Origin of the sequence: Streptococcus sp. AS20 (assembly GCF_000524255.1) — a bacterium.
GTDB classification, from domain to species: domain Bacteria; phylum Bacillota; class Bacilli; order Lactobacillales; family Streptococcaceae; genus Streptococcus; species Streptococcus constellatus.
Genome location: NZ_JANS01000005.1, coordinates 440,328 through 462,801, shown reverse-complemented (window position 1 = coordinate 462,801; position 22,474 = coordinate 440,328). Strand labels below are relative to the sequence as shown.

Sequence of the window (22,474 nt, the reverse complement as noted above, 5' to 3'; positions counted from 1 at the left end):
TTTAATAGATGTATAATGTGTTTAAAGAAAAACAAAGAACTTCCTAAGAGACCGGAAACTATAACCAATCAATGCAATATTTGCAGTTAATAGATTAGAAACGATAATATGGAGAGGAGTGCTAGCCTCTCTATTTTTCCAGGAGGACATTATGAATAAAATTTTTCACTATCTGGATAAGAAAACGAAATTTTATACTGTCATCGGGGCACTGGCAAATGGAGGATTGGCTCTTGCTCAACCTTTAGTAGTATCTCGAGCTTTGTCCTTAAACCAAGGAGAACTAACCTATTTTAAGATAGTGCAATTTGCTCTTTTTGGTTTTACAGTCTACTTTGTCTTGTATAGCTTGATGCTCTTTTGCAATCACACGCATAACGTATTTCGACGTGAGATTCAGATGAATATGAGAGCAGATTTATTTGGTAAGTTAATGACAAATAAGGATTATAGTGAAGATGAAAAAATCACCATGCTCACACAGGATATGGAGTATTTGGGGGATAATTATTTAGAAAAGTACATTAACATAATTTGCTGGGGATTTGTTGCTTTACTAACAGCAATTTATATTATTACGCAAAATCTGTTACTGGGGAGTATTTTTGTCTTCTTTACTATCTTACGCCCTATTCCTCAATATTTAATGAACAAAAGGCTCAAACATACTGGTGACGATATGGCTCAAGGCAGAGTGGAGGTTCATAATCAGGTATCTGACAGCATCCGAGGGGCGCAGACTCTGCTTATGAATCAAGCGATTCTGGAAAATAGACAAAAATTATGGAATGTAAATTGGAAATATCAACGAGCTATCCAAAACTTTTGCTTCACCCATAATATCGTCTTCTTTTGTAATGGCTTTATGGTATTTCTGAGTCAGGTTTTACCGCTTGTGTTAGGTTTCTTCTTTGCCATGAATGGTCATAGGGTATCTGTCGCTAGTCTTGTCGCCATGTATATCGCAGCTGGTCAGTTGGTGAGTCCTATCCAGACAATCATGTATGATACAGTAGATATCCAAGGGGCAAAAACGACTGCGGACAAGATTTATGGAGTATTAGACAGTAAAGATGATAAACAACTGGCGAAAGATGATATGCAAGAACTTCGTGCCCTGCACATCCAAAATTTAAGTAAATCTTATGGTAGCAGACAGCTTTTTACCCATCTGAATTTGGACATCCAAACTGGTCAGAAAGTTTTAATCAAGGGACCGAGTGGCTGTGGGAAATCGACCTTGTTTCGGATAATTATTGGTGAGGAGCAGGCTGATGAAGGTCAGATTACTGGTGTGACAACAACTAATAACTATACATCTCATTTTGTATCTAGTGTTGGAATCATTAGCCAGCATCCTTTTCTTTTTAATGACACGATTCGATATAATTTGACTTTGGGACAATCCTTTTCTGATGATGAGTTGTGGACTGTTTTAAAACAAGTCAAGCTCGACAATGAATTAACAGAGGGGTTGGACTTTGTTGTCAGTAACAATGGTGACAATATTTCGGGTGGTCAGAGGGTTCGGATTGAACTGGCAAGATTTCTCTTGCGTAAAAAGGCTGTTCTATTAGCAGATGAGGTAACGGCTGCCTTGGACGAGAAAAACAGTCAGATGGTGCGTGAGCTATTATTTTCTCTACCTGTTATGATGCTAGAAATTGCTCATCATATTGACGATGAAAGTAGATATAATCAAATTATAGATTTAGGAAAATATTGAGCTATTTTTGATAGCTCTTTTTTTGTGATAGAAGCTCCAAGCTATATATAATACGCTTGAGCTAATTTATAGAAAGTATAGGGAAACTCCCCTTATAGTTTTAGTGAATTTTTGTTTTTTCATTGTCCACTATAAGGGGAGTATATCACATCACGGCGTGGGTGGGGTTATTTGTTTTCTTGAGAATTCCCTTTATTCATGATAAAATAAATAAGATAATACTAGTACTTGGAGAGAAAATGAACTATTATAATGTTGGAAAGATTGTGAATACGCAAGGTTTGCAAGGGGAAATGCGTGTACTATCGGTGACGGATTTTGCAGAGGAACGTTTTAAAAAGGGAAGTATGTTGGCCCTTTTTGATAAGAAAGATAATTTTGTCATGAATGTGGAAATTGCTAGTCATCGTAAGATGAAAAATTTTGATATTATCAAATTCAAAGGGATGTACCATATCAATGACATTGAAAAATATCGTGATTTTACTTTGAAAGTGGCTGAAGAAGATTTATCGGATTTAGATGAAGGTGAATTTTACTATCATGAAATTATTGGCTTGAATGTTTATGAACGGGATATTTTTATTGGAACAATTAAAGAAATTTTGCAGCCCGGTGCTAATGATGTCTGGGTGGTAAAGCGCAAAGGCAAGCGTGATTTACTATTGCCTTATATTCCGCCTGTTGTATTGAATATTGATCTTGAAAATAGTCGAGTAGATGTGGAAATTCCGGAAGGACTGGACGATGAAGATTGATATTTTGACCCTATTTCCGGAGATGTTTGCCCCTTTAGAGCATTCAATAGTTGGCAAGGCGCGCGAAAAAGGATTACTAGAGATTCACTATCATAATTTTCGAGAAAATGCAGAGAAATCGAGACACGTTGATGACGAGCCTTATGGGGGCGGTCAAGGAATGCTGCTCAGAGCGCAACCAATTTTTGATGCTTATGATGCGATTGAAAAAAAGCAGCCACGAGTCGTTTTGTTGGATCCTGCTGGTCGAACATTTAATCAAGCCTATGCGGAAGAACTTTCTCAAGAAGAAGAATTAATCTTTATCTGCGGGCATTATGAAGGTTATGATGAGCGGATTAAGAGTTTGGTGACAGACGAGGTCTCTCTTGGAGATTATGTTTTGACCGGTGGAGAGTTGGCTGCTATGACGATGATCGATGCAACGGTACGACTGATTCCTGAAGTTCTTGGTAAGGAAGTTAGTCATACTGATGACAGTTTTTCATCAGGTCTTTTAGAATATCCTCAATATACTCGTCCTTATGATTTTCGTGGAATGGTTGTGCCAGATATTTTGATGAGCGGTCATCATGAAAATATTCGAAAATGGCGTCTGTATGAGAGTTTGAAAAAGACTTATGAACGTCGTCCAGATTTATTAGAAAAATATGAATTAACAGCCGAAGAAGAAGGAATGCTAGAAGAGATTCATAGAGAAAAGAGCAATGATATAAAAGATTAAAAGTTTTCTAATTTAGAGGACTTTTTCTTATTGTTAAAAAAATAGATAAAAAATTCTTGACAGTTAATTTCTATCGTGGTATCATATTAACCGGTTAATAAACTGGTTAAGGAGTAGTTTATGAAATTAAAGAAATATTTATTTTCTATTTTTGTGGTAGGATTGACTTTGTTGTTGACAGCGTGTGGAACAAATACAAAAAAACAGAGTAAAGGTCTGAAAATTGTAACAAGTTTTTATCCGATTTATGCTATGGTCAAAGAAGTATCAGGCGATTTAAATGATGTTCGGATGATTCAATCAAGTAGCGGTATTCATTCCTTTGAACCATCAGCCAACGATGTAGCAGCTATCTATGATGCAGATGTCTTTGTTTATCATTCTCATACGTTAGAATCTTGGGCTGGAAGTTTAGATCCGAGTTTGAAAAAATCTAAAGTGAAGGTACTTGAAGCTTCAGAAGGGATGAAGCTGGAGCGTGTGCCGGGATTAGAAGATGTAGCCGCTGGTGAAGGAGTGGATGAAAAGACTCTTTACGATCCACACACGTGGTTAGACCCAGAAAAAGTGGCAGAAGAAGCACAGATTATCGCTGATAAACTTTCGAAGATTGATAGTAAAAATAAAGAAACCTATCAAAAAAACGCGAAAGAGCTGGCAGGTAAGGCAAAAGAATTAACTAAAAAATATCAACCGATTTTCAAAGCTGCAAGGCAAAAAACATTTGTGACTCAGCATACTGCCTTTTCTTATTTGGCGAAGCGATTTGGATTGAAGCAGTTGGGGATTGCCGGGATTTCTCCAGAGCAGGAACCAAGTCCGCGCCAATTGACGGAAATTGAAGAATTTGTCAAAACTTATAAAGTTAAAACCATTTTTGTGGAAAGTAATGCTTCATCAAAAGTTGCGAAAACTTTGGTCAAATCTACAGGCGTTAAACTAAAACAATTAAACCCTTTGGAAGCTGATCCGCAAAATAATAATACTTATCTTGAAAATCTAGAAGCCAATCTAGCGACATTGGCAAAAGAATTGAAAAAATGAGGAGAATCATGAAGAAAAAATATCTTATCGGTTCTGTTGCAGTTGTTGTCTTAAGTTTATGTAGCTATGAGCTGGGGCGTCATCAGACAGTATCTAGCAAGGAAAATAACCGTGTTGCTTATGTAAATGGAAAATCTAAAGCAAACAAGGGCAAGCAAGCAGAGAATTTGTCGCCTGATGAAGTGAGCGCAAAAGAAGGAATCAATGCGGAACAGATTGTTGTCAAAATTACAGACCAAGGTTACGTAACTTCTCACGGTGATCATTATCATTATTATAATGGGAAAGTCCCTTATGATGCGATTATCAGTGAAGAGCTGATTATGCGGGATCCAAACTATACCTTGCAGCAGTCTGATATTATCAACGAAGTGAAAGATGGCTACATTATCAAGGTAAATGGGAAATATTACCTTTACTTGAAAGATCCAAATCATACCAGTAATGTTCGTACAAAAGAAGAAATTGCTCGCCAAAGGGCAGAATATAGTGGCAAAGGCCATAAGGGAGCGAAAGGTGGTGCTGTAACAACAGCTGTCAAAGAAGCTCGTGCGCAAGGTCGTTATACGACGGATGATGGCTATGTCTTCAATCCGACAGATGTGATAGAAGATACTGGAGATGGCTTCATCGTACCGCATGGTAATCATTTCCACTTTGTGCCTAAGAAAGATTTGTCTCCTAGTGAGTTAGCTGCTGCTCAGAGCTATTGGGACAACAAACACAAATCTGGCGGTACGACATCAACTCCGAGTCCAAGTCCAACGCCATCAAGACCATCAAATGGCGGAACTACACTACCTTCTATTCATTACCAACCATCAACGCCGGGAACACAGACCCATCAGGGCAATAATTATCATGCGCAGCCATCACAACCAAGTCATCAGAATACTCCATCTGCTCATCAAGAAATCATCAATCTGTTAAAACAACTGTACTTGATGCCGTTAAACCAACGTCATGTGGAATCTGATGGTTTGATATTTGACCCAGCACAGATTACTAAAAAATCTTCTAGTGGGGTGGCAGTGCCACATGGTAATCATTATCATTTCATTTACTATAGTCAAATGTCGCCACTAGAAGAAAAAATTTCGCGGATGATTGTTCCTGGTACGGACTATTCAGAAGCGAAAAAGCTAGCTGGTCAAAGTAATCAACAGACAAACCCAAGTAAACCGAACCAAGATACGGGCAAGGACCAAACACAGCCAAACAAACCTAATGATGGCAAGCAAACTGAGCCAAGCAAAGAGCCTGAAAATCCAAAAGAAGAACCATCTGAGACAGAAGTGACGGATGAACAGATTCAAACCTTTATCAATAAGGCTGAAAGTTTGATGAGTAAGGTGACAAATGCTAGTCAAAAGGCAAGCTTTGAAGAGCAACTCGCTGGTATCAAATCTGGCTTCACTCTTGGAACAGAAGAAAAAGCAACAGTGCTTCAAAAAGTGAAAGATTTGTTGTCTGAAATCGTCAAGGCGGTTGATCCGGAAACACAAGCGGGACTGACAAAGAAAAATGCTGAAATCGTTGCTGCTTTCAAGAAAGTCTTAACACCAATTCGTCAAACGCTTGAAAGCAAAGGGGATAAAGCACAACTGGCAATGGTTGAAGACCTCATGCAACAGGCTGCCAATCCGAATGTGGATAAGCTTGCCTTATTGGATAAGGTTTTGAAATTGTCAAGTGAGGTACAGCACCCTGAACGCGCAGGCAAAGCAAATTCGCAAATTGCTTATACGGCTGATGAAGTAGCATTAGCTAAAGCTGCAGGTCGTTATGCAACATCAGACGGCTATATCTTTGATCCACATGATTTGACGGAAGACCAAGGCGATGGCTATACAGCTCCGCACATGAATCACAGTCATTATATTCCTAAGAGCGATTTGTCCAAGTCAGAAAGACAGGCGGCAGAAGCTTATATGAAGAATAAAAAGCCTCAAAAATCTGAAGATAACCAAACGAATCCAAATAAGGAAACAGCTTTGTCTATTTACAATCGTGTAACCCCAGCTAAAAAGGTGCCGGTTGAAGCGATGCCTTATAACACAGCCTATGTTGTAGACATGAAAAACGGTCAGCTCATTATTCCGCATTATGACCATTATCATAATATCTCTCTTTCTTGGTTTGATCAAGGACTTTACAAAGCACCTGACGGCTACAGCATGGAAGATTTCCTTGCGACCGTGAAATATTACGTCACTCATCCAGAAGACCGTCCGCATTCTGACAATGGTTTTGGTAATTCTAGTCAGCATGGTAAGAAAAATCAATCAGATAACGGAAAGAACTATGCACCAAATGAAGAGCCAAAAGAGAACGAAGACAAGTCTGCAAATAAAAAATCGGATGCTCAAAAGGAAAAATCTGAGGAAACAGAAGAGCAGCCAACTGTTGATCCTGAAGAAGCGGCAGAAGATGCAAGAGCAAAAAGCTACGGTTTATCAGTACAAGAATTTAAAAAGAAACTGATTAAAATTGCTTTCAAATATAATGTTAGCTTAGAAAATCTCAGCTATCAACCAGCCAATAAAACAGTTAGCTTTACAGATGCTTCAGGTACAACAAAAATTGTCAATATCCTCACAGCTGAAGTGGTTTCTTAATATGCACCCCTCAAGAGTTGAAAACTTGTTTTTCAGCTCTTTTGCTTATTCTATGTTTATAGAGGGAGATTTTATCGTGTTCGCTGGGCAGCTAGGATAAATTAAAAGCGATTCATTCCGTCCGAGGGTCAGCTTGTTTCAACTAAAAGTGGTTCGCTCCATCCGAGGGTCGGATTGCTTCAACTAAAAGTGGTTCGCTCTATCCGAGGGTCGGATTACTTCAACTAAAAGTGATTCGCTCCATCCGAGGGTCGGATTACTTCAACTAAAAGTGGTTTGCTTCGTTCGAGGGTCGGATTGCTTCAACTAAAAGTGGTTTGCTCCATCCGAGGGTCAGCTTGTTTCAACTAAAAGTAGTTCACTCTGTCCGAGGGTCGGACGATCTTCTATAAATTGACAAATCTATCATTTTTGAGGAATTACTTTACTGGTGGTATAATAGGTCATAGAGAAAGAAAAAAGGGATACACGTAATGAAAGATAGACCAGATTTTACAACGATGAAAACCTATCAAGAGTTTTCACACTATTATTGGTATCGTACAGAATTAGCAGATATTTGTAAACAATTGGGATTGGAGTATTCAGGTGTCAAAACAGAGCTAGAAGAGGAAATCAAACAGTATTTTGCAGGGAATGTTGTTCAGAAGAAAGTTCCTTTAAAAACCAAGAAAAAGCAAGGCATAGAGCTTACTTTAGACACGCCCTTGTTATCCTGTGGTTTTGCCTTTAATACCCGCTTTCGGGAGTTTTTCGCCCAGCAGACAGGTGTTAGTTCATTCAAGTTTACAGCGGACATGGCGGCAGCTTGGCGGAAGGTAAAAGCAGAAAAGGATGGCGAGTTTACACTGCGAGATATGTTAGCAATTTATCAAGGTCAATCAACTTACGCTAAGTATGACAATACCAGCTGTCAATGGAATCAATTTGTCAAAGATTTCTGTGCTGATAAAAATAATGCTGCTTTCCAACAAAAACTTAAAGTTGCAGCTATTCTTTGGCAGAAAGTGAAACATTCAACTGCTTCTAAAGTCTATCACCAGCAGCTAGTAAAGAACTATTGGGATGATATTTTTATGTATCTGAAAGGGAAATAGGAGGTAGTACTTGTCCATTTGCGAAAAAACAGTCACGAGGCTGTTTTTTTGGTATAATAGAGAGTATGAATCAATCAGAAAAAATTTCAAATTATCAATTACTTTTAGCACAGCTTGAAGCATTACTTGAGGGTGAAAGCAATGCTTTAGCTAATCTGTCAAACAGCTCTGCTTTGCTAAATCAAACCTTGCCACATTCCGTTTTTACCGGCTTTTATCTTTATGACGGAAATGAGTTGGTTTTAGGACCTTTTCAAGGTGGTGTATCCTGTGTGCACATTGCGCTAGGAAAAGGAGTCTGCGGAGAAGCTGCCGCCAAACGGCAGACGGTGATCGTTGAAGATGTTACTCAGTATGGTAACTACATTTCCTGTGATAGCAGGGCACGTAGTGAGATTGTGGTGCCTATGGTAAAGGATGGTCGCTTAGTAGGAGTTTTAGATTTGGATTCTCATCTGCTGGGGGACTATGATGAGATTGATCGGGAATATTTAGAAAATTTTGTAGCCATCTTGCTAGAGAAAACAAATTGGAATTTTGAGATGTTTGGAGACAAAGCCTAATGTATCAAGCTTTATATCGGAAATACAGAAGTCAAACTTTCGGTCAGTTAGTTGGGCAGAAAGTTGTAGCAACAACTTTACGGCAGGCAGTTGAACAGGATAAAATCAGCCATGCTTATCTCTTTTCAGGTCCTAGAGGAACAGGAAAGACCAGCGTAGCCAAGATTTTTGCCAAAGCCATGAATTGCCCTCATCAAAAGAATGGTGAACCTTGTAATGAGTGCTATATTTGTCAAGCTATAACAGAAGGAAGCCTAGAGGATGTTATTGAGATTGATGCAGCTTCCAATAATGGTGTGGATGAAATCCGAGATATTCGCGACAAATCTACTTATGCTCCTAGTCTAGCAAAACATAAAGTTTATATCATTGACGAGGTTCATATGCTCTCAACTGGAGCTTTTAACGCTCTTCTCAAGACTTTGGAAGAACCGACAGAAAATGTGGTTTTTATCTTAGCAACGACAGAATTGCACAAGATACCAGCTACTATTCTGTCACGGGTGCAACGCTTTGAGTTCAAGTCAATTAAGACCAAGGATATTGTTGCTCATATTGAATGGATTTTGCAGCAGGAAAATATTGGATTTGAAAATGATGCGATGCAGGTTATCGCCAGACGGGCAGAAGGTGGGATGCGGGATGCCTTATCTATCTTGGATCAAGCTCTCAGTCTCACTCAAGACAATCAGCTGACAACAGCTATTTCAGAAGAAATTACTGGCTCTATTAGTCTAGGCGCACTAGATGCTTATGTGACAGCTGTGTTGACGCATGATACATCAGCAGCATTAGAAAACCTTGATGTGATTTTTGATAGTGGCAAAAATATGGCTCGTTTTGTCACTGACCTGTTACAATATCTTAGAGATTTGCTCATTGTTAAAACGGGTGGTGAAAATACCCATATAAGTGAAATCTTTTTAGGTAATCTCAATACACCACAAGAAAGATTGTTTGAGCTGATTGAGATTGCAACGAAAAGCCTTTCGGAAATTAAGAATAGCTTGCAACCCAAGATCTACACAGAAATGATGACCATTCGACTGGCAGAAGGGCAAGAAAAAGCAGAATTACCATCCAATCTAGTAAGCGAGATAGAAACACTAAAAGATGAAATTAGCCAGCTTAAGGGTCAATTGGCAAGTTTACAGTCAAGTTCTGCACCTAGCAATCCGGTACAGGGAACACAATCAGCCAAAACAAGCAAAGGATACCGAGTAGATCGTCATAAAGTAAATGCGATTCTGCAAGAGGCAGTTGAAAATCCTAGTCTGGCTCGGAGTAATTTAACTAAGTTGCAAAATGCTTGGGGAGAAATTATTGAAAGTTTAGCTGGTGCAGATAAAGCACTTTTAGTTGGTTCTCAACCTGTTGCGGCTAATGAAAACCATGCAATTCTTGCATTTGAGTCGAGCTTTAATGCAGAACAAACCATGAAACGGGAAAATCTCAATACAATGTTTGGGAATTTACTCAGCAATGTGGCTGGATTTTCTCCGGATATCTTAGCTATTTCGATGACCGACTGGACAGAGATTCGGGCTGAATTTTCCGCTAAGGCGCGTGGAGAAAATGTCAATTCAACAGAAGAGACAAAGGAAACCATCATTCCAGAAGGTTTTGCTTTCTTAGAAGAAAAAATTAGCATTCAAGAGGACTGAATTTAGATTTTTCTATTTTTTCATGCTATAATAGAATTATGACAAGACAACAATTTCTTACAACAGCTTTTTTCACAGCAATTGAAACCTATTTTTTTAACGAAGCAATGATGTCAGGACACTATTTATTTGCTGTTTTTTGGGCATTTCTAGTCATTCGCAATTTACAAGTGAGCTACGTCATGGGAAAAATAGTAGACGAAATCGATAAACATATCAAACGAAAAAAATAAAAAGAAAGGTTGAGGTAAAATTCCTTGACCTTTTTTCTTCTGTTTGATTTAAAAAATCTGCACATGGTAGAATAAAAGGAATTGATTTTGTTCCGAAAAAAGAAGGAGAAAGTTGATGGTTACTCAACCTTCTCCTTCTTTTATTTACCAACTTGTTAAAGAAACCTCACCGCTGTTTAGCCACATTTCTTGTCCGGTATCTAATTGGATCAATAGCTGCCCGGTATCTGATATTTCCTTGGCAACTCCTTTGTATTCTTTGTCATTCTGGCAAAAAGTGATTGTCCGACCTAAGATAAGAGAATGCTGTTTGTAAAGGTAAATCAGCTCGTCTGGATCACAATCATAAAAATCTTTCCAAATTTCAGCAATGAGTTCATTGCGCGTGATAGGTTGCTTTTCGTGGAAGAGAGAGTTAGCTTTATTTTTTAACTCTTTAGGAAAATTAGAGATTGCAAAATTGATACCCACTCCAATAATCACATCAGTGACTAAGCCGGTTTCGACAGAAGTAATAGCTTCAGTTAAAATGCCGGCTATTTTCTTGCCTTTGTAATAAATGTCATTCACCCATTTAATTTCCATCTCCATTAAAGTGAGATCTTTGATGGCCTTGTAAATGGCTCCGGCAGTCAGGATAGTATAGGCAGGAATTTGTTTAAAAGGCAGATTGGGCTTCAAGTGAAGCGTCATATAAATTCCTCCTTGTTCTGGAGCAAAATAACTTCTGCCAAAGCGTCCACGACCAGCTGTCTGAGAAGAAGCAAGATAGAGCGTATTGGCAGGCTTACCAGCTTCAATACCAGCTTTGGCATCCAACTGAGTGGATTGGCAGTTTGGATTGAAGGAAACGTGGATGGGAGCAGCTTCTTCTATTTTTTTAGTAATCAGCAAGTCACCAGAGATGAGTTTATAACCTTTATTTTTTATGGATTCAATACGAATCCCTTCTTTTTCCAAACGCTGAATAGCTTTCCAGATAGAAGTACGTGAAATCCCTAACTTTTGTGCTAATTTTTCACCACTGACATAGTCAGACTCTTGGCTAAGAATGTCAAATAAAATTTCGTATGTTTTCATGTCTATAAGCTGCTCTTTCTTAGGGTTAGTTTGGTGGCGAGTGTTACCATACGTGGAATGGTTGAGCTAGGATGTTGAAATTTCTCATGCAGCAGTTGTAGTCCTTGTCTACCCATTTCCTCTGTAAAGACAGTAACCGTGCTGAGTGGTGGATAGACGTACTTGGCAATAGACGTATCATTAAAAGCAATTACATTAACACGATCTGGCACAGGAATATCTGCTTCTTGCAGTGCTCGAAGTGCACCCACAGCTAAAGCATCACTTGCTATGAAAAATGCAGTCGGAAGTTGTTTGCCTAAATTTTCAATCAATTCTTTCATCATAGAATAACCTGATTCAGATGAAAAGTTTCCTATTTTGACATATTTTTCTTGATAGAGTTGTTTTTTAGTTAGGTAATGTTTAAATGCTAGCAAGCGTGGATCGGATAGAGTAGTGGTTTTGTCAGAAGTTTGTTCTTGACCAATCAGCAATCCAATTTGTTGGTGTTGCTTTTCTAAAAAGTGATTAAGAACAGCTATAACAGAATTTTCAAAGTCTGTCGTGACGCAGCTATGTCCATAGGCAAGCGTATTGCTATCAATAAAGACAAGTTTATCTGTGTAGAGTTCTAGTTCTTTAATTTTTTGAGTGCTAAATTTTCCAATCGCGATGATGCCATCAACTTGATCGAGATGATTTAATTCTTCATTATTGAAAAAGCGCATAACATCATAGGCCAATTCTTGAGCTTTTTTCTCTACCCCAATACGGATGGCATAATAGTAGAGGTCATCTAGTTCTTCCTCTTCGGTGTACCATTCTACAATCGCAATTCTACGACTGTGGGAATTGCGATTGCTTCCTCGTTTTATTTTTTTATACTGTAGTTCTTCTGCAATGTCAAATATTTTTTGGCGCGTCTCATCGCTGACAGACATGGATTTGTCATGATTTAAAACGCGTGACACAGTTGCTGGAGAGACACCAGCTATGTTTGCAATATCTTTAATGGTTGCCATTATTTTCCCTATTCTCTCTAACGAATAAGTATATTATACCTTAAAAATTAGTAAAATACAAAAAATATTTAGTAAAAACCTAGAAGCTTTTGTTATCGAATTTTATCTTTAAAGACCTTTAAATATCAGTAATTAAATTTGGTAAAAATTTACTAAAATACTTGAAATTTTACTAATGATGTTTTATAATAAAGATACTAAAACGGTTACAAAACTATACAAAAAGGAGATCTCTTATGTCAACTACTATGTCTATTCAACAATTGCGTTCAGATTTTGCAACAGTTTTTGGAGCAGAAGCAGAGCACACATTTTTTTCACCAGGCCGCATTAACCTAATTGGTGAACATACAGACTACAATGGTGGTCACGTCTTTCCTGCGGCTATTTCACTAGGAACTTACGGAGCGGCGCGCAAACGTGACGATAAGACACTTCGTTTTTATTCTGCGAACTTTGAAGACCAAGGGATTATTGAGGTGCCTTTAGAAAATCTTCGTTTTGAAAAAACGCATAATTGGACAAATTATCCAAAAGGGGTACTTCATTTCTTACAAAAGGCAGGGCATGTCATTGATAAAGGAATGGATATCTATGTCTCTGGGAATATTCCAAATGGTTCAGGTCTCTCTTCGTCAGCTTCATTGGAACTATTGACAGGAATTATTGTAGAGAAACTGTTTGATTTAAAATTGGAACGCTTAGATTTAGTAAAAATCGGTAAACAAACGGAAAATGAATTTATTGGTGTGAATTCAGGAATCATGGATCAATTTGCTATTGGCATGGGAGCTGATCAACGAGCGATTTATCTGGATACCAATACACTTGAATATGACTTAGTACCTCTTGAACTTAAGGATAATGTGGTTGTTATCATGAATACAAATAAGCGCCGTGAACTAGCAGATTCCAAATATAATGAACGACGTGCTGAGTGTGAAAAAGCTGTTGAAGAACTTAACCGTAAGCTGTCTATCGCAACCTTAGGCGAGTTGGATGAGTGGTCCTTTGACGAGTATAGCTATCTGATAGAGGACGAAAATCGTCTTAAACGGGCTCGTCATGCCGTCTTGGAAAATCAACGTACTTTGCAAGCGCGGGCAGCTTTGCAAGCAGGCGATCTTGACAAGTTTGGTCGTCTGATGAATGCGTCCCACGTTTCATTGGAGCGTGACTATGAAGTGACTGGTCTAGAGCTGGACACCTTGGTTCACACGGCCTGGGAGCAAGAAGGTGTTCTGGGGGCTCGTATGACCGGAGCAGGCTTCGGTGGTTGCGCCATTGCTTTGGTTCAAAAAGATGCAGTCCCAGCTTTTAAAGAAGCAGTTGGCAAAAGCTATGAGGAAGTAGTTGGATACGCTCCAAGCTTCTATATCGCTGAAGTTGCATCGGGGACACGAGTTTTAGACTAGGAGAGAAGTAAATGGAAGCTGTATTATTTGATTTGGATGGCTTATTAGCTGATACTGAGATCATTTCTCTAAAAGTTTATCAAGAATTGCTTGAAGATTTTGGAATTCCTTTCACAGAAGAAACATATTCTAGAGAATACAGTGGACATAGGGAAGAGGAGAATGTTCAACGATTTTTGGATACCTATGATTTACCTTGGAACTTTGACCAGACCTTGGATAAAGTTTATGAACTAGAAGCTCGAATATTAGCCAAAGGTGTAAATTTAAAAAAAGGTGCTAAAAATTTGCTTGCTTTTTTGCAAAGAGAAGGTATTCTAATCGCCTTAGCAACTTCAAGTGTTGAATCTAGAGCTAGAATTATCTTGGATAGTAATGGTATACTGTCCCTATTTGACCATCTAGTTTTTGCAAAAGATGTAAAGCGAAGCAAACCTTACCCTGATATATTTTTAAAGGCCTGTAGTGATTTGAATGTTTTACCAGAGAATTGCTTAGTACTAGAGGATAGTGAAGCAGGGATTGAGGCAGCGTATAGAGCTGGGATACCAGTCATTTGTATTCCAGACTTAAAAATACCAGCGCAGTCTTTCTTAAATAAAACAGAACAAGTTTTTCAGGATTTAGATGCTGTCAGAGACTATTTAGAATGTAAGAAGGAGAGTCAATGAGTCAGGGAGTTCTAGATGCATTTATCACAGAAGTCATTTCTGAAAGTTCATTTGAGGAAATGGATCGAATCTACCTGACCAATCGTGTTTTGGCACGAGTGGGAGATGGTGTTTTAGAAGTTGAGACTGAGTTGGATGACTTGATTGACATCAAGGACCAGCTGGTTGAGGAGGCAGTTAGATTAGAGACGATTGAGGATAGTCAGACTGCGCGTGAAATCCTTGGTGCTGAACTTATGGACTTGATTACCCCTGCCCCTAGCCAGCTCAATCGGGACTTCTGGACGACTTATGCCTCCAATCCCGAGCAAGCTGTAGCTGATTTTTACCAGCTTAGTCAAAAAAATGATTACATCAAGATCAAGGCTATTGCTAAAAACATTGCTTTCAAAGCACCGACCGCCTATGGAGATTTGGAAATCACCATCAATCTTTCTAAACCAGAAAAAGATCCCAAAGAGATTGCAGCAGCTAAGAAGGCCAAAACGAGCCATTATCCAGTCTGTCAGCTTTGTTTTGAAAATGAAGGGTATCAAGGTCGACTAGATCATCCAGCACGATCTAATCATAGAATTATCCGTTTTGACTTAGTCGGACAAGAATGGGGCTTTCAGTATTCGCCCTATGCTTATTTTAATGAGCATTGCATTTTTTTAGATAGCAAGCATACTCCTATGACTATCAGTCGTGCTACTTTTGAGCGCCTTTTGGACATTGTAGAAATTTTTCCGAGCTATTTTGCAGGTTCTAATGCTGACCTTCCTATCGTGGGAGGATCTATTCTCACACATGATCATTATCAAGGGGGAAGGCATACTTTTCCTATGGAAAAAGCAAATCTGGACAAAGTTTTCACCTTTGTAGGATTTGAAACCGTAGAGGCTGGTATTGTCAACTGGCCTATGTCGGTTTTGCGGTTGAAATCAACTGATAAAGCTGCATTGATAGAGTTGTCGGATACGATTTTACAGAAATGGCGTGCATACTCTGATCCGACTGTTCAGATTTTAGCTGAGTCAAATGGTGAACAACATCACACTATTACTCCTATTGCTCGGCGAAAAAAGGGCAAGTTTGAATTAGATTTGGTTCTTCGAGATAATCAAACATCCAAAGAGCATCCGGATGGTATTTATCATCCTCATCAAGATGTTCAGCATATCAAGAAAGAAAACATTGGTTTGATTGAGGTCATGGGCTTAGCGATTCTTCCACCTCGTTTGAAAAATGAATTAAAAGAAGTTGAAGAATTTCTTTTGGGACAAAGAGAAGAAGTGGCTCCTTATCATCAGGCATGGGCTGACCAGTTAAAAGCTCATCATCCAGATGCAACACTAGAATCAGCGCAAACAATCGTGCGCGCTTCAGTCGGTCGGATTTTTAAACGCGTCTTGGAAGATGCGGGTGTTTACAAGCGAACAAAAGAGGGGCAAGCGGCTTTTATGCGCTTCATTGAGTCTATAGGTCTTGTAAAATAATGCTCATTTTATGATAAAATATAAAAATTTAGGGTGAATTGGCTTATGTTAAGATAATGATAGAAACAACTTGAAAACAGTCTTTGACAATATTGAGAGTTACAATGTTTGATACTAAAATCCAGTGGGAAGTTTGCTGGATTTTTCTTTGCGGAAATTTGCAATTGAAATGCATTCTTTTCAGCTAGCATTTGAAAAACTCTCATCTTCATGTTACAATTAAGAGAGCAAATTAAATACATAGAGGTAATATTGTGGCTTTTGGTGATAATGGACAACGGAAAAAAACAGGATTCGAAAAATTGACTTTGATTGTAGTTGTTATCATGTTGTTGGTAACTGTTGGAGCGATCTTTGCAAGTGCGCTTGGTGCTCTGAGTAATTTCTAGTCCTCGAACGCTTGAAAGAGCGTTTTTTTAAAGTGAAAATCGAGAAAAGAGAAAAATATGAGTATGTTTTTAGATACAGCTAAGATTAAAGTCAAGGCTGGAAATGGCGGTGATGGTATGGTAGCATTTCGCCGTGAAAAGTATGTCCCCAATGGCGGTCCTTGGGGTGGCGACGGCGGTCGTGGTGGCAACGTCATTTTTGTCGTAGATGAAGGGCTTCGTACCCTGATGGATTTTCGTTATAATCGTCATTTTAAAGCTCAGTCTGGTGAGAAAGGAATGACCAAAGGAATGCACGGTCGTGGTGCGGAAGATTTGATTGTTCATGTGCCGCAAGGGACGACGGTTCGTGATGCCGAAACAGGAAAAATTCTAACAGATTTGATTGAAAATGGTCAAAAATTTATCGTGGCGCACGGCGGTCGCGGCGGTCGCGGCAATATCCGCTTTGCAACACCTAAAAACCCAGCACCAGAAATTTCTGAAAATGGTGAGCCAGGTCAAGAACGTGAGCTACAGTTGGAGTTGAAAATTCTAGCAGATGTTGGTTTAGTTGGCTTCCCGTCTGTTGGGAAATCAACTCTGCTAAGTGTTATCACATCCGCTAAACCGAAAATTGGAGCGTATCATTTCACGACAATTGTACCTAATCTTGGAATGGTTCGAACGCAATCTGGTGAATCATTTGCTGTGGCAGATTTGCCTGGATTGATTGAAGGTGCAAGTCAAGGAGTAGGATTGGGGACACAGTTTCTTCGCCATATTGAACGAACGCGTGTCATCTTGCACGTCATTGATATGTCAGCTAGTGAAGGGCGTAATCCTTACGAAGATTATCTTGCAATTAATAAGGAATTGGAATCGTACAATCTTCGTTTGATGGAGCGTCCGCAGATTATTGTCGCTAATAAAATGGACATGCCTAATAGTGCAGAAAATTTGAAGACATTTAAGAAAAAATTAGCAGAAAATTATGATGAATTTGATGAACTGCCACAGATTTTCCCAATTTCAAGTTTGACCAAACAAGGATTATCAATGCTGTTAGATGCGACTGCAGAATTACTAGATAAAACTCCTGAATTTTTACTTTATGATGAGTCTGAAATGGAAGAGGAAGCTTATTATGGCTTTGATGAGGATGCTCCTGCCTTTGACATCTCACGTGATGACGATGCAGCTTGGGTACTTTCAGGTGATAAATTAGAAAAACTTTTTGTTATGACGAACTTTGACCGTGAGGAAGCAGTCATGAAATTTGCCCGTCAATTGCGTGGTATGGGTGTAGATGAAGCCTTGCGAGCTCGTGGCGCAAAAGATGGGGACCTGGTTCGTATCGGCAACTTTGAATTTGAATTTGTGGATTAGAAAGGAGTGATACTGTGGGTGATAAACCGATATCCTTTCGTGATGAAAATGGTAATTTTGTTTCTGCAGCAGATGTCTGGAATGAAGAAAAGCTCGAAAAACTTTTTAACAAACTCAATCCGAACCGAAAGTTTCGTTTGGAGCGTGAGAAATTAGCACAAAAGAAAAAAGAATAGGACTTGCTCATTTTTGAGCTAAGTCCTATTTTTCAGTTTGTAGCAATTTCATTCAATAAATCTTGTGCAGTTGTTGTCGGATTGACGCGAACACGGTTGAGGGTTAAAAGTCCGTCATTAAGAGAAGCCAGTCCGTTGTTGGTTGTCAATCCCATTTTATAACCAAGGCTTTCAGCAATCTGTGTCGTTGTTTGAGTATAACGCCCTGAAGGATATGCAACCGTTGTCGTATTTTGTGAAAGGTTATTGTCTAGGTATTGTTTGGAAGCTTGTAATTCTGTCGTTTGTGTCTCTGCATTTGCAAGGGATAAATCCGGATGGTTAACCGTATGATCTTCAAAAGACATTCCCTTTTTTTTCATTTCTCTGATTTGCTGCAGAGTTAGCATATCTTCGCGCCCATTTTCGACAAAGCCAGTAATGACATTGTTTGTTGCTTTCATTTGATATTTTTGAAGCAATGGAAAGGCGTTTGTATAGAAATCCCTCAGACTATCATCGAAAGTCAACCAAACGACTTTTTTATTTTCCGGAAGGACATTTTCAGTCAAAACTTTATATGCTTCTTCTGGAGTAAGAGTATAATAACCAGCATCTTTTAAGGCTTTTAAATGACTTTCAAATGTTTCTGGTGAGACAATTAAACCTGCATTTGCTGCTTCAGAAGGATCCATATTATGAATCGCATGATACATCAAAATAGGAAATTTAACCGGTTGATCCTGTTTCACCCATTTGATTTTAGTCTTTTTGTGACTAGAGTCCATTGTCTTTTTAGCTGTTGATTGTGAGGAAGAAGATTTATTTACTGTTGAACCAGCAGATTTTGTTTGGTTATTAGCGAGGTTTACTCCAGAGTGTTTCCACATGAATGTCCCTGCGATTACTAGAATGACCAATAAGATGAGACTAATAATAGTGCGCCGTTGTCTCCTTTTACGAATACGATTTCGTGCAGAACGATTACCAGAATGTTTTCCCATTGTAGAACTCCTTTGATTATTAAATCACTAATTTTATTGTATCATAATTCTTAGCGTCAGTTTATAAAATTTTAAAGAATAATTTATTATTTTTATAAAAAATATAAGAATTTGCTCAGTAGAAAAAAATAAGTTTATTTGCTATAATGAAAAACATAAAAATCGCAAGGAGTGCCTATGTCTATTAAAATTGCTTTACTTGGTTTTGGAACAGTTGCTAGTGGTGTTCCATTTTTATTAAAAGAAAATAATGAGAAGATTGTGCAAGCAGCTCATTCAGAAATTGAAATCACGAAAGTATTGGTGAAAGATATTGCTGAAAAAGAGCGCTCGTTAGCAGCTGGGAATCATTTTAATTTTGTTACGACAATTGACGAAATTTTAAATGATAAGGAAGTAAGTATTGTTGTTGAGTTGATGGGGCGTATCGAACCAGCAAAAAACTTTATTACACGTGCATTAGAGGCGGGTAAGCATGTTGTTACCGCAAATAAAGATTTGTTAGCAGTTCATGGTGCGGAGTTGCTTGAAATTGCTAATAAAAATAAGGTGGCTCTTTACTATGAAGCAGCGGTAGCAGGAGGGATTCCGATTTTACGCACACTTGTTAATTCTTTAGCATCTGATAAAATTACGCGTATTCTCGGTGTGGTCAATGGGACGTCTAACTTCATGCTGACTAAAATGCTAGAAGAAGGTTGGTCTTATGAAGCAGCGTTATCTGAAGCGCAACAACTTGGATTTGCAGAAAGTGATCCAACCAATGATGTCGATGGCATTGATGCTGCTTATAAAATGACTATTTTGAGTCAATTCGCCTTTGGCATGACAGTTAAATTTGAAGATGTTGCTCATCAAGGCATTCGCAAGATTACACCAGAGGATGTAACAGTTGCGCAGCAATTAGGCTATGTTGTCAAATTAGTTGGTTCTATTGAAGAAACAAAATCAGGTCTTGCTGCAGAAGTCACACCGACTTTTTTACCAAAATCTCATCCTCTTGCTAGTGTGAATGGTGTGATGAACGCAGTCTTTGTGGAATCTATCGGGATTGGTGAGTCGATGTATTATGGTCCAGGTGCTGGACAAAAACCTACAGCAACAAGTGTTGTTGCGGATATCATTCGGATTGTTCGCCGGATCAACGAGAGAACTGTTGGAAAAGCTTTTAATGAGTTTCAACGTGAACGAGTCCTTGCAAAACCAGAAGATGTTAAGAGTTCTTACTACTTTTCAATATTGACACCGGATTCGAAAGGTCAAGTTTTACGTTTGGCAGAAATTTTTAATACTGAGGATGTTTCCTTGCAGCAAATCTTACAGCAAGGAACAGACGGAAATACTGAACACGTTGTGATTATTACCCATGCTGTCAACAAAACACAACTAGAAAATGTCACTCGAAAGTTGCAGGCAACTTCTGGTTTTAAATTATTGAATACGTTCAAAGTATTAGGAGAATAAAATGAAGATTATTGTACCTGCAACGAGTGCTAATATCGGTCCGGGATTTGATTCGGTTGGTGTAGCTGTCAGTAAATATCTGATCATTGAAGTTTTAGGAAAAAGTGACCAGTGGATTATTGAGCACGATTTAGGGCGGCGCATTCCTTCAAATGAACGGAATTTGTTGATTAAAGTAGCGCGTCGAATTGCTCCAGCCATCCGACCTCATCATTTAAAAATGACGACTAATATTCCTTTGGCGCGTGGTTTGGGATCTTCTAGCTCTGTTATTGTTGCAGGGATTGAACTAGTCAATCAATTAGCAAATTTGCAGTTGTCAAATGCTGAAAAATTGAATCTTGCGACCAAAATTGAAGGACACCCAGATAATGTGGCACCTGCTATTTATGGTAATTTGACGATTTCTAGTTATGTAAACGGAGAAGTTTCAACAGTTGTGACGAAATTTCCAGAAGTAAGCCTTATTGCCTACATCCCAAATTATGAATTGCGCACAAAAGATAGCCGTGGCGTTCTTCCAAAAGAGTTATCTTATCAAGAAGCTGTTGCTGCAAGCTCGATAGCAAATGTGGCAATTGCTGCTTTAATGAAGGGAGACATGGTAGTAGCGGGACAAGCTATTGAGTCCGATCGCTTCCATGAGCACTTTCGCCAAGGCTTGATTAAGGAATTTCCCAAAATCAAGATGATGGCAAAAGAAAATGGTGCGTATGCGACTTATCTATCAGGAGCAGGACCTACTGTGATGATTCTAGTACCAAAAGAGCGCTCGAATACACTAAAAGAGAAGATAGAAGAGCAACAATTTAAAGGACAAGTTTTTGAACTTCAGGTTGATTGCAAAGGCGTTCGAGTAGAAAAATAAGAAAAGGTAAAGAGTTGACATGACCTGCATCCCAAAAAGTTGGACAGAAACTTTAACGATTGGGGGTGCAGGTTAACATTAGTGCAACTCTTTTTATATTTCTACAACTAATTTCCTCTTGTCTAATTATTTAAAATTATGCTATAATAAAATTAGAATATATAAAGGGGTGTAATTATGAATAAACTTGATTTGCAGGCACTTGCGGATGAGTTGGGATTGCAGTTTGATGAAACATCAACCGTTATTTTTGGACAGAAAGATGGTTATACTTTCTATATTGAACAAATGAATCAAAAAAATCAATACCGTATTTGTTGTTCGGTAAAAAATGGCGAAGCGTTGCCTTCTTTGGAAGAATTTAAAGAGTTGACGAAGTCTTCTAAGGCATTGAAAACCTATCAAGTTAATTTGTATAAATCAAGCTTTGATATTAAAGTAGGTATGACCAAAGGAAAAACACGTGAGCATATTCGTCAGGGCTTACAAGATATTATCTCTTTTTTGAAAGAAAGAAATTTTACAAATGTGTGCGAGCAGACAGGAAAAGCAGGACAAGTGGATGTTTATCAGGTAGGAGGAAATTTGTTGCTTCTTTCACCAGAAGCCTTTCAGGAATTAAGTTCGGATTTGTCTATCGCCAATCAAGCTTATGATCATCAAAAAGAAAGTATCTTAGCAGGTACAGTAGGGGCATTTCTGGGAAGCTTGATAGGGGGAATTGTTACCTTAGTGATTGCTCAACTTGGTTGTGTAGCTGTTGTCTCAGGAATTGTCATGGGAGTTTGTACAGTAAAAGGGTACGAATTGTTAGGTAAAAAGTTGTCTAAAGTTGGTATCGCGATTAGTGTTGTTTTTATGCTTATCATGATGTTGGTTGCGCACCAATTTGACTATGCAATTCAGCTTGCAAAAGCAGAAAGAGCAGATGTTTTTACCGCTTTTACTTATCTGACAAATTATATCTTAAATGGCAATGAAGTACATATCTCTTATTGGACAAATCTTGGTTTGCTATTATTGTTCACAGGTGCTGGGGCTGTGGGTACGATTATCAGTGCTCTTTCCGCACAATCACAGAAATATCTTACAAGAAAATTAGGGTAAGTTTAAATGTTTTAAGGCTTGGATTTTTATCTGAGCTTTTTTAG

The 22,474-nt window shown here is 38.5% G+C and carries 21 protein-coding genes; 18 read left to right on the top strand and 3 right to left on the bottom strand.

Translation table 11 applies throughout. The features are described 5' to 3' along the window. Positions 1 to 151 precede the first annotated feature (151 nt). The 9 genes from HMPREF1514_RS03255 to HMPREF1514_RS03215 all read left to right on the top strand — a co-directional run bounded on the left by HMPREF1514_RS03255 (position 152) and on the right by HMPREF1514_RS03215 (position 10,427). Positions 152 to 1,726, top strand: a complete 1,575-nt coding sequence (locus HMPREF1514_RS03255; RefSeq protein WP_037597179.1) for an ATP-binding cassette domain-containing protein — start codon at positions 152 to 154, stop codon at positions 1,724 to 1,726. 239 nt (positions 1,727 to 1,965) lie between these two features. Continuing rightward, a complete protein-coding gene (rimM, locus tag HMPREF1514_RS03250; RefSeq protein WP_037597177.1) occupies positions 1,966 to 2,484 on the top strand; it encodes a ribosome maturation factor RimM in 519 nt (172 codons plus the stop codon). Continuing rightward, positions 2,474 to 3,208: a tRNA (guanosine(37)-N1)-methyltransferase TrmD gene (trmD, locus tag HMPREF1514_RS03245; protein WP_037597176.1), complete on the top strand. Its 735-nt coding sequence runs from the start codon at positions 2,474 to 2,476 to the stop codon at positions 3,206 to 3,208. Before rimM ends, trmD begins: the two co-directional genes overlap by 11 nt. 120 nt (positions 3,209 to 3,328) lie before the next feature. Then, on the top strand, positions 3,329 to 4,252 hold the full coding sequence (locus tag HMPREF1514_RS03240) for a metal ABC transporter solute-binding protein, Zn/Mn family (RefSeq protein WP_037597174.1): 924 nt from the start codon (positions 3,329 to 3,331) through the stop codon (positions 4,250 to 4,252). 8 nt (positions 4,253 to 4,260) lie between these two features. Continuing rightward, positions 4,261 to 6,870: a pneumococcal-type histidine triad protein gene (locus tag HMPREF1514_RS03235; protein WP_037597172.1), complete on the top strand. Its 2,610-nt coding sequence runs from the start codon at positions 4,261 to 4,263 to the stop codon at positions 6,868 to 6,870. Positions 6,871 to 7,343: 473 nt separating this feature from the next. Beyond that, entirely contained in the window at positions 7,344 to 7,967 is a 624-nt protein-coding gene (locus tag HMPREF1514_RS03230; protein ID WP_037597170.1) for an SAP domain-containing protein, read from the top strand. Between the two features lie 65 nt (positions 7,968 to 8,032). Further along, a complete protein-coding gene (locus tag HMPREF1514_RS03225) occupies positions 8,033 to 8,530 on the top strand; it encodes a GAF domain-containing protein (protein ID WP_003069453.1) in 498 nt (165 codons plus the stop codon). Continuing rightward, positions 8,530 to 10,194: a DNA polymerase III subunit gamma/tau gene (gene dnaX / locus HMPREF1514_RS03220; protein ID WP_037597167.1), complete on the top strand. Its 1,665-nt coding sequence runs from the start codon at positions 8,530 to 8,532 to the stop codon at positions 10,192 to 10,194. The genes HMPREF1514_RS03225 and dnaX overlap by 1 nt, the downstream gene beginning before the upstream one ends. Before the next feature lie 38 nt (positions 10,195 to 10,232). Next, positions 10,233 to 10,427 carry a DUF3272 family protein gene (locus HMPREF1514_RS03215; protein ID WP_020997743.1) on the top strand — a complete coding sequence of 65 codons (195 nt, stop codon included), beginning with the start codon at positions 10,233 to 10,235 and terminating at the stop codon, positions 10,425 to 10,427. A 144-nt stretch (positions 10,428 to 10,571) separates the two neighbouring features. On the opposite strand, the gene birA is transcribed toward HMPREF1514_RS03215, so the two are convergent. Further along, the gene (gene birA, locus HMPREF1514_RS03210; protein ID WP_037597166.1) at positions 10,572 to 11,507 is read right to left on the bottom strand and encodes a bifunctional biotin--[acetyl-CoA-carboxylase] ligase/biotin operon repressor BirA; all 936 of its coding nucleotides are present in this window, start codon (positions 11,505 to 11,507) and stop codon (positions 10,572 to 10,574) included. 2 nt (positions 11,508 to 11,509) lie between these two features. Further along, positions 11,510 to 12,511, bottom strand: coding sequence for a LacI family DNA-binding transcriptional regulator (locus HMPREF1514_RS03205; protein WP_037597164.1), 1,002 nt, complete (start codon positions 12,509 to 12,511; stop codon positions 11,510 to 11,512). 236 nt (positions 12,512 to 12,747) lie between these two features. Between HMPREF1514_RS03205 and HMPREF1514_RS03200 the strand changes: the two genes are divergently transcribed. The 6 genes from HMPREF1514_RS03200 (at position 12,748) to HMPREF1514_RS09415 (ending at position 18,008) form a co-directional block, all read left to right on the top strand. Then, positions 12,748 to 13,926, top strand: a complete 1,179-nt coding sequence (locus HMPREF1514_RS03200) for a galactokinase (protein ID WP_037597162.1) — start codon at positions 12,748 to 12,750, stop codon at positions 13,924 to 13,926. Positions 13,927 to 13,937: 11 nt separating this feature from the next. Next, complete coding sequence (locus tag HMPREF1514_RS03195; protein WP_037597160.1) at positions 13,938 to 14,597, top strand: HAD family hydrolase; 660 nt, start codon at positions 13,938 to 13,940, stop codon at positions 14,595 to 14,597. Continuing rightward, complete coding sequence (galT, locus tag HMPREF1514_RS03190; RefSeq protein ID WP_037597158.1) at positions 14,594 to 16,075, top strand: UDP-glucose--hexose-1-phosphate uridylyltransferase; 1,482 nt, start codon at positions 14,594 to 14,596, stop codon at positions 16,073 to 16,075. The genes HMPREF1514_RS03195 and galT overlap by 4 nt, the downstream gene beginning before the upstream one ends. A 254-nt stretch (positions 16,076 to 16,329) precedes the next feature. After that, positions 16,330 to 16,464, top strand: coding sequence for a DUF4044 domain-containing protein (locus tag HMPREF1514_RS09115; RefSeq protein WP_003024272.1), 135 nt, complete (start codon positions 16,330 to 16,332; stop codon positions 16,462 to 16,464). A 57-nt stretch (positions 16,465 to 16,521) separates the two neighbouring features. Next, complete coding sequence (gene obgE / locus HMPREF1514_RS03185) at positions 16,522 to 17,832, top strand: GTPase ObgE (protein WP_037597156.1); 1,311 nt, start codon at positions 16,522 to 16,524, stop codon at positions 17,830 to 17,832. A gap of 14 nt (positions 17,833 to 17,846) precedes the next feature. Further along, positions 17,847 to 18,008, top strand: a complete 162-nt coding sequence (locus HMPREF1514_RS09415; RefSeq protein ID WP_006269581.1) for a hypothetical protein — start codon at positions 17,847 to 17,849, stop codon at positions 18,006 to 18,008. Positions 18,009 to 18,040: 32 nt separating this feature from the next. Here the strand turns inward: HMPREF1514_RS09415 and HMPREF1514_RS03175 are convergent, their stop codons facing one another. Then, positions 18,041 to 18,991: a polysaccharide deacetylase family protein gene (locus HMPREF1514_RS03175; protein ID WP_037597153.1), complete on the bottom strand. Its 951-nt coding sequence runs from the start codon at positions 18,989 to 18,991 to the stop codon at positions 18,041 to 18,043. A gap of 177 nt (positions 18,992 to 19,168) precedes the next feature. Here HMPREF1514_RS03175 and HMPREF1514_RS03170 point away from each other — a divergent pair, with 177 nt between their 5' ends. The 3 genes from HMPREF1514_RS03170 to HMPREF1514_RS03160 all read left to right on the top strand — a co-directional run bounded on the left by HMPREF1514_RS03170 (position 19,169) and on the right by HMPREF1514_RS03160 (position 22,430). Then, positions 19,169 to 20,455, top strand: a complete 1,287-nt coding sequence (locus tag HMPREF1514_RS03170; protein WP_037597152.1) for a homoserine dehydrogenase — start codon at positions 19,169 to 19,171, stop codon at positions 20,453 to 20,455. A 1-nt stretch (position 20,456) separates the two neighbouring features. After that, positions 20,457 to 21,323: a homoserine kinase gene (thrB, locus tag HMPREF1514_RS03165; RefSeq protein WP_037597150.1), complete on the top strand. Its 867-nt coding sequence runs from the start codon at positions 20,457 to 20,459 to the stop codon at positions 21,321 to 21,323. Positions 21,324 to 21,500: 177 nt separating this feature from the next. Next, positions 21,501 to 22,430, top strand: a complete 930-nt coding sequence (locus HMPREF1514_RS03160) for a hypothetical protein (RefSeq protein ID WP_037597149.1) — start codon at positions 21,501 to 21,503, stop codon at positions 22,428 to 22,430. Positions 22,431 to 22,474 lie beyond the last annotated feature (44 nt).

Excerpts from the sequence above, each read along its gene's own strand:
- HMPREF1514_RS03255 (WP_037597179.1), top strand. The coding sequence starts at position 152 with ATGAATAAAATTTTTCACTATCTGGATAAGAAAACGAAATTTTATACT.
- HMPREF1514_RS03240 (WP_037597174.1), top strand. The coding sequence starts at position 3,329 with ATGAAATTAAAGAAATATTTATTTTCTATTTTTGTGGTAGGATTGACT.
- rimM (WP_037597177.1), top strand. The coding sequence starts at position 1,966 with ATGAACTATTATAATGTTGGAAAGATTGTGAATACGCAAGGTTTGCAA.
- HMPREF1514_RS03195 (WP_037597160.1), top strand. The coding sequence starts at position 13,938 with ATGGAAGCTGTATTATTTGATTTGGATGGCTTATTAGCTGATACTGAG.
- HMPREF1514_RS03225 (WP_003069453.1), top strand. The coding sequence starts at position 8,033 with ATGAATCAATCAGAAAAAATTTCAAATTATCAATTACTTTTAGCACAG.
- obgE (WP_037597156.1), top strand. The coding sequence starts at position 16,522 with ATGAGTATGTTTTTAGATACAGCTAAGATTAAAGTCAAGGCTGGAAAT.
- dnaX (WP_037597167.1), top strand. The coding sequence starts at position 8,530 with ATGTATCAAGCTTTATATCGGAAATACAGAAGTCAAACTTTCGGTCAG.
- trmD (WP_037597176.1), top strand. The coding sequence starts at position 2,474 with ATGAAGATTGATATTTTGACCCTATTTCCGGAGATGTTTGCCCCTTTA.
- HMPREF1514_RS03230 (WP_037597170.1), top strand. The coding sequence starts at position 7,344 with ATGAAAGATAGACCAGATTTTACAACGATGAAAACCTATCAAGAGTTT.
- HMPREF1514_RS03235 (WP_037597172.1), top strand. The coding sequence starts at position 4,261 with ATGAAGAAAAAATATCTTATCGGTTCTGTTGCAGTTGTTGTCTTAAGT.
- HMPREF1514_RS03160 (WP_037597149.1), top strand. The coding sequence starts at position 21,501 with ATGAATAAACTTGATTTGCAGGCACTTGCGGATGAGTTGGGATTGCAG.
- HMPREF1514_RS03215 (WP_020997743.1), top strand. The coding sequence starts at position 10,233 with ATGACAAGACAACAATTTCTTACAACAGCTTTTTTCACAGCAATTGAA.
- HMPREF1514_RS03205 (WP_037597164.1), bottom strand. The coding sequence starts at position 12,511 with ATGGCAACCATTAAAGATATTGCAAACATAGCTGGTGTCTCTCCAGCA.
- HMPREF1514_RS03175 (WP_037597153.1), bottom strand. The coding sequence starts at position 18,991 with ATGGGAAAACATTCTGGTAATCGTTCTGCACGAAATCGTATTCGTAAA.
- HMPREF1514_RS03200 (WP_037597162.1), top strand. The coding sequence starts at position 12,748 with ATGTCAACTACTATGTCTATTCAACAATTGCGTTCAGATTTTGCAACA.
- galT (WP_037597158.1), top strand. The coding sequence starts at position 14,594 with ATGAGTCAGGGAGTTCTAGATGCATTTATCACAGAAGTCATTTCTGAA.
- birA (WP_037597166.1), bottom strand. The coding sequence starts at position 11,507 with ATGAAAACATACGAAATTTTATTTGACATTCTTAGCCAAGAGTCTGAC.
- thrB (WP_037597150.1), top strand. The coding sequence starts at position 20,457 with ATGAAGATTATTGTACCTGCAACGAGTGCTAATATCGGTCCGGGATTT.
- HMPREF1514_RS03170 (WP_037597152.1), top strand. The coding sequence starts at position 19,169 with ATGTCTATTAAAATTGCTTTACTTGGTTTTGGAACAGTTGCTAGTGGT.